The 6,119-nt window shown below is 27.4% G+C and carries 5 protein-coding genes; 4 read left to right on the top strand and 1 reads right to left on the bottom strand.

Features of this window, described 5'->3' with window-relative positions:
- Nucleotides 1-8 precede the first annotated feature (8 nt).
- A complete protein-coding gene (locus tag HMPREF2647_RS04685) occupies nt 9-1,013 on the top strand; it encodes an inorganic phosphate transporter (RefSeq protein ID WP_049379651.1) in 1,005 nt (334 codons plus the stop codon).
- A gap of 69 nt (nt 1,014-1,082) precedes the next feature.
- Here the strand turns inward: HMPREF2647_RS04685 and HMPREF2647_RS04690 are convergent, their stop codons facing one another.
- Nucleotides 1,083-1,877 carry a CHAP domain-containing protein gene (locus HMPREF2647_RS04690; protein ID WP_049379650.1) on the bottom strand — a complete coding sequence of 265 codons (795 nt, stop codon included), beginning with the start codon at nt 1,875-1,877 and terminating at the stop codon, nt 1,083-1,085.
- Nucleotides 1,878-2,322: 445 nt separating this feature from the next.
- On the opposite strand from HMPREF2647_RS04690, the gene HMPREF2647_RS04695 reads away from it, so the two are divergent.
- The 3 genes from HMPREF2647_RS04695 to HMPREF2647_RS04705 all read left to right on the top strand — a co-directional run bounded on the left by HMPREF2647_RS04695 (nt 2,323) and on the right by HMPREF2647_RS04705 (nt 5,941).
- A complete protein-coding gene (locus HMPREF2647_RS04695) occupies nt 2,323-2,991 on the top strand; it encodes a Bax inhibitor-1/YccA family protein (RefSeq protein WP_070859595.1) in 669 nt (222 codons plus the stop codon).
- 302 nt (nt 2,992-3,293) lie between these two features.
- The gene (locus HMPREF2647_RS04700) at nt 3,294-5,432 is read left to right on the top strand and encodes a helix-turn-helix transcriptional regulator (protein ID WP_070859598.1); all 2,139 of its coding nucleotides are present in this window, start codon (nt 3,294-3,296) and stop codon (nt 5,430-5,432) included.
- A 149-nt stretch (nt 5,433-5,581) separates the two neighbouring features.
- Nucleotides 5,582-5,941, top strand: coding sequence for a transcriptional regulator, SarA/Rot family (locus HMPREF2647_RS04705; RefSeq protein WP_017175993.1), 360 nt, complete (start codon nt 5,582-5,584; stop codon nt 5,939-5,941).
- The last annotated feature ends 178 nt before the right edge of the window (nt 5,942-6,119 follow it).

The following is a 6,119-nucleotide window of genomic DNA, read 5'->3' on the forward strand; positions in this document are numbered from 1 at the left end:
TTTAAATTATGGAATATGTATTAGTCATCACTATAGCTATCGTTGCATTTTCTTTAGTCTTTGACTTTATCAATGGCTTTCATGATACAGCAAATGCAATTGCTACTGCGGTTTCTACACGTGCATTGACACCAAGAACAGCTATTCTTCTAGCGGCAATTATGAACTTTATAGGTGCACTTACTTTTACAGGGGTAGCTGGAACAATTACTAAAGATATCGTAGATCCATTTAAATTACAAAATGGTCTAGTAGTAGTATTAGCGGCTATTATCGCTGCTATTGTTTGGAATTTGGTTACTTGGTTATATGGTATACCAAGTTCTTCATCTCATGCCTTAATCGGCGCTATTGCTGGAGCTGCAATAGCTGCACAGGGGTTTACAGTATTACATTACCAAGGTTTTACTAAGATTATCATTGTATTAATTATTTCACCAATTATCGCATTTTGTGTTGGTTTTATCATGTATACAATTGTTAAAATTGTTTTTAAAAATGCGAATCTTACGAGAGCAAATCGTAATTTCCGCTTTTTCCAAATGTTTACTGCAGCGCTTCAATCGTTTTCACATGGTACAAATGATGCTCAAAAATCAATGGGTATTATTACTCTTGCTTTGATTGTAGCGAATTTACAAGATCCATCGAATGTGGAACCAGTATTATGGGTTAAAATTGCTTGTGCCACAGCAATGGGTCTAGGAACTGCAATTGGTGGTTGGAAAATTATTAAAACAGTAGGCGGAAATATAATGAAAATACGACCTGCTAATGGGGCAGCTGCTGATTTATCTTCAGCATTAACGATTTTCGTTGCTTCATCATTACACTTTCCATTATCTACAACACATGTTGTATCGTCATCAATTTTAGGTGTAGGTGCATCAAATCGTGCAAAAGGTGTAAAGTGGAATACAGCTCAACGTATGATTATTACATGGATTATTACATTGCCAATTTCTGCTATTTTAGCAGCAATTATATTTTGGATTTTAAATATTTTTCTTTAAGGTAAAATAACCACAAAATAAGCTTGAGACATAAACATGTCTCAAGCTTATTTTGTGGTTTGAATCATATTAATGAATATAGTTATAGTTAGAAACTAATGAAGCAGGAATCACACGAGTATCTGTGTTATAAGGGCCATACGTATAATTCATTTCTGAAATTAGAATACTACCATCTGGATTCACACGCTCCACGTATGCTACATGGCCATAATACCCAGCAGTCGATTGCATAATTGCTCCAACAGTAGGAGTATGATTAACAATATAACCATCTGAGGCAGCATTATAAGTCCAATACTTAGCATCAGACCAATATGTACTAATGGGTGATCCAGCTTGGGCGCGACGATTAAACACATACCATGTACATTGACCAGCAGTGTATAAATTTTGATGGTTAAAGGTTGGTGAAACATAACCAGTGCTTTGAGAAGCATTAGTAGATGATGAGTTTGTAGTACTCGAACTACTTGGAATTTTTAATACTTGACCAGGGTAAATTAAATAATTTTTCAAATTATTTGCATTCATTAAGTTAGTAACTGAAGTTCCATATTTATTAGCGATACGAGAAAGTGAATCACCAGATTGAACAGTATAAGTAGTAGAAGACTTACTTGATAAACTACTTGATGTTGTAGTTGACGATCCATTAATAGTTAGTACTTGTCCTGGAAAAATTAAATTACCATTTAATTGATTATTTCGTTTAAGCTCATCAATAGTGGTATTGTATTTGTTTGCAATACTCCATAAAGAATCTCCAGGTTGAACAGTATGTTGTGTTGATGCTTCAGCATGATGAGAGAAAAATGCTACAGCTCCTGACGCAATAGATAACGTAAAAGCTAACTTTTTCAAACTACGTATCCTCCTTGAATTTTAAAATTTATTTTTAGAATTTAATATTGTTAAATTTGTATAATTTACCTTTTTATATCACATGCATATACTATCAAAAAAATATAAGAATATGTGGGTTGTTATTATCTTGTAATATGATTAAAAGTAATACTATTTTTTGTAAATAGATAAAAACCCTTGATACAGTAGTTTTTAACAGTTTTATTTAGATAAAATTAAATTGCTTTAAAAAGAAATTTGTAATATTTCTTACAGTAAAATTGAAGCAAGGACGTATCGTGTAAGAGGTAAGTTGAATTGTTTTTAATGATTTAAACTTGTAATAATTTTTGTATTTTCTTGATAAGATACCTACTTAAAAGTAAATAAATTATACTATTTTTTTATTTTCAACAAATATTGTACAATTAATGTAAGATACTATTTAAAAGAGGAGTATAAGATGTCGAGTTCTTCAAATTTAGTAAATCATCAACATCAAAACGCACGTTCAAAAGATAATACTCAACAAAACCATGCATATCGTAAAGTTTGGCTATTTTTTACATATTATTGGCTTATTTTTGGGATTGGCTGTTATTTAGGTCAATATTTGCCTGTAGAATGGCGACGTCCTTTATCAATCACATTATTTGTTATTGTATTAGCGACGTTATTTATTAAAAGAGCACGTAAATATGGTCTTATTATTTCGCATATCTATGCTATTATTATTGGCTTATTATCGTATGCAACATTTTCAATGTATATGCAAAATTTAGGCGCAGACGTTTTTTATAAAAATATATTGTTAGCCATTATAGCGTTCATTGTATTTGGAATATTGGGGTATTTTGTCATTAATGATGCTTCTAGCTTAGGTAAATATTTATTTGTAACATTAATTGCGCTTATTATTGCTAGTCTAGTTGGCTTATTTATTCGTAATTCAATATTCCATATCGTTATTACAATGGTTAGTTTAGTCTTGTTTTTACTATATACATTATTTGATTTTAATCGTATGAAACATGGTAGATTTACGCCAAGAGAAATGGGTTTTAATTTATTTCTTAATTTATTAAATATCATCAAAGATATATTGAATTTAGCAAATCGCTTTAAAAACTAGACATTCATATTTATAATAAGTTGAATATTTAGAAAAGATGTTCTCACATTGTTTTCAAAACATTTTAAATAAAGAGTAGTCTAAAGCTGTTTATTTTATTAAAGTAAGAAGGCAATTATAGAGCATCTTTTTTAAATAATTATGAAATGTATTTAATATAAAATTAAACTTAATTTAATTTTATACGTATTTTTGATTTAGTATTAATGTTGTGATAGATTTACATTTAAACACTTATAAATTAGCATTTTTATATAAACACATTAAAAGAAGGACTACCAAGATTAGAAAGAGGTTAGTATATGTCTAATGGGTATTTTCACGTACTTACTAAGCATGAATATCAAATGACACGTTGTCAAGATGGTATCATATTGCTGTTCCCAATAAAAGGTTCATTAGAAATTCAACATTTTGCCAAAAAAGTGACGATTAATAACGATATCTACGTTATAAACAATAAAGATATTTTTTCAATTAATAAGAATGAGAAAACAATAATGATTTATATTGCAAGTGATTGGTTTAAAGAAGAAGGATTTAATTTCTTTGATTATAAATATTCAATTAATTTAGTTAAATCTATTAATGCAATAAAAAAAGCATTATTACAGATAACAATGAATCATATTAATCATAAATCTGTTTCAGAAGATAACAAATACATAGTTGACATTGTTCAAATTATTGGAAGACAAGGTAGTGTTGAAATAGATATTGCTAATGATCAATATAATTATGCTTATTATGGGGAGTTAAGTGAAGTATTAGACTATATTAACGAAAATATTGAAAAGAAATTAACATTAAAAGACGTTTCATCTAATCTATTTACATCTAAATCTAATTTATCATCACAATTTACACAGTTGTTAAATATTAGTTTTAAAACTTATGTAGACACTTTGAAGATTGCAAATTCATTTGAATTATTATTGAAAACAAACGATACGATTAGTTTAATTAGTGAAAAAGTAGGGTTTAGTAATGCATCAAGTTATTCTAAAACGTTCAAAAGTTATATGGGAATGACACCAAATGAATATAGATCGTGTAATAAATATGAAAAAATGATTTTTATGGATTATGAAACTCATATTGATGATAGTTTACAAAATATAAGAGATATGATTCAGTCACAACAATATTATTATCAAAAGAAAACAGAACATAAAATATATATCGATTCAAAATTAGATACGTTTATTAAACCTTATCAATGTGTAGTACAGATCAATACGATTGAAGAAATAAAACTGTTATTTTTAGAGAAATATATCGATTATCTTGACGAGAGTCCGTCATTAATGATTTATGTAAGAGCGGATATGAAAGAAATAAAAGAACACTTCACTGTTAAAGAACTTCAGCGAATATTTGAATATATTATTAGAAAAAATCTAAATATAAGTTTTAAACTTGAGGATTTAAATCTAATTGACTTCCTTGAAATGACATATGAAAATGTATTAGATTATCTTGAAATAAACCAAGTTGAAGTAAATGTAAATCACGAATTAGGGATTGTTTTTGATTTAGAAAAGATTGATTTAAAAGCCATTTATCGTATGATATTAAAAATACAACATAAAACAAATCGGTTTTCTTTTGGATTAGAAATTAGTAACTTGCTAAATAATCCAGTTTTGTTTAAAACTTTAGAATCGCAAATTAAAAGAGTGAATTTCCAATTTCTGTTTATTGATAATTCAAAACTAAATCAACCCTATTTAATAGAAGATAATAATCGTTTATTAGTAAAGAATATATTACATTATCAAAATATACGTGAAATTTTAAATCACATTGATTTAGAAAATCAAAGAATCATATTTTTAAACGTTGAAAATCATGCGTTTTTAAATAGTGAATATAATGACTTAAATAGTAGTGCCCCGTTAATTGTAGAAACAAACATTAAATCAGCTCAACACTTTGATGGTATTGGTTTCAATTTTAGACAGGATAGTCATCAATTTAATGCTTTACATCTTTTTGATGAAAAAGGTTTTAAAACAATATTAGGGACAATGATGGCATATATCATGACGCTTAGTCAGGAACCAAAATACATTAAAGATCACTATATAGTGATTGAAAAAGAAAATAAATTCATACTATTTATATATGATTGGCGTGTTCTAGAAAGTGAATCACGAAATGCTAATTATGAAAAAACTGATATATATGTAGATTTTAAACATAAGACAAATAAAAATCATCTTATAAAAATTCAAAAGATTGATGATTATAATGGCAATATTAATCATATTATTACTGAAGACATACGTAATCGTTATCAATGGTCTAAAACATTCTTGAAGAAAGTAAATCATTTATTACATTCTTCTTTTAAAATTAGAGAACATGACTTTAATAAAGAGGCATTACAAATTAAACTTGATTATAACGGGCTTTATATAATTGAGATATATAAATAATAAATTTCATCTCAAAAAAGTTTTGCACAACAATATTTGAGTTTGTTGGTAAATTTAACAAAAAATTCAAAACAAATGCAAAAGACAGAACTCCAAAATTAAAGGATAATATATGTTGAATTGTTCGCTTTTATTGGAGGTGCAAATGCTTGAGTAACGATGAATTAAATCGCTTGCTGAAAATCTATAAACAATATAAAGCGTTGTCTGGATATATAGACAAAGAATACAAACTAACCTTAAATGATTTAGCTTTATTAAAATTAGCTTACGAATACACAGCAGACGATCAAATTTTAATGCAAACATTCTTAAAAGTTGCAATTGAAGAACTAGAATTAAGTAGAACAAAATTACTTGTTTCTATACGCAGACTAATAGAAAAAGAGAAATTAAGTAAGGTTCGATCAACAGAAGATGAACGTAAAATTTTTATCTATATGAACAAATCTAATATTGATCAATTTAATGCTTTATTTAATGATGTAGAAAGATTTTTAAGTAATTAACTAAATGAATTGGGAGAGTACTGACAGGGGGATGCTTTGTCAGTATTTTATTTTTTTTAAAGAAGTAACATTTTTTCAATTTAGACAATAAATTATTAATACTATATAATAAGTAGTATTGAGTAAGAAAGCGAGATGACAATATGGGACGTAAATGGAATAATATTAAAGAAAAAAA

This window comes from Staphylococcus sp. HMSC035D11, assembly GCF_001836075.1.
In the GTDB taxonomy this organism is placed as follows: Bacteria; Bacillota; Bacilli; order Staphylococcales; family Staphylococcaceae; genus Staphylococcus; species Staphylococcus hominis.

Bases quoted from the DNA above. Each gene is read 5' to 3' on its own strand.
- HMPREF2647_RS04685 (WP_049379651.1), top strand. From the start codon at position 9: ATGGAATATGTATTAGTCATCACTATAGCTATCGTTGCATTTTCTTTA.
- HMPREF2647_RS04695 (WP_070859595.1), top strand. From the start codon at position 2,323: ATGTCGAGTTCTTCAAATTTAGTAAATCATCAACATCAAAACGCACGT.
- HMPREF2647_RS04700 (WP_070859598.1), top strand. From the start codon at position 3,294: ATGTCTAATGGGTATTTTCACGTACTTACTAAGCATGAATATCAAATG.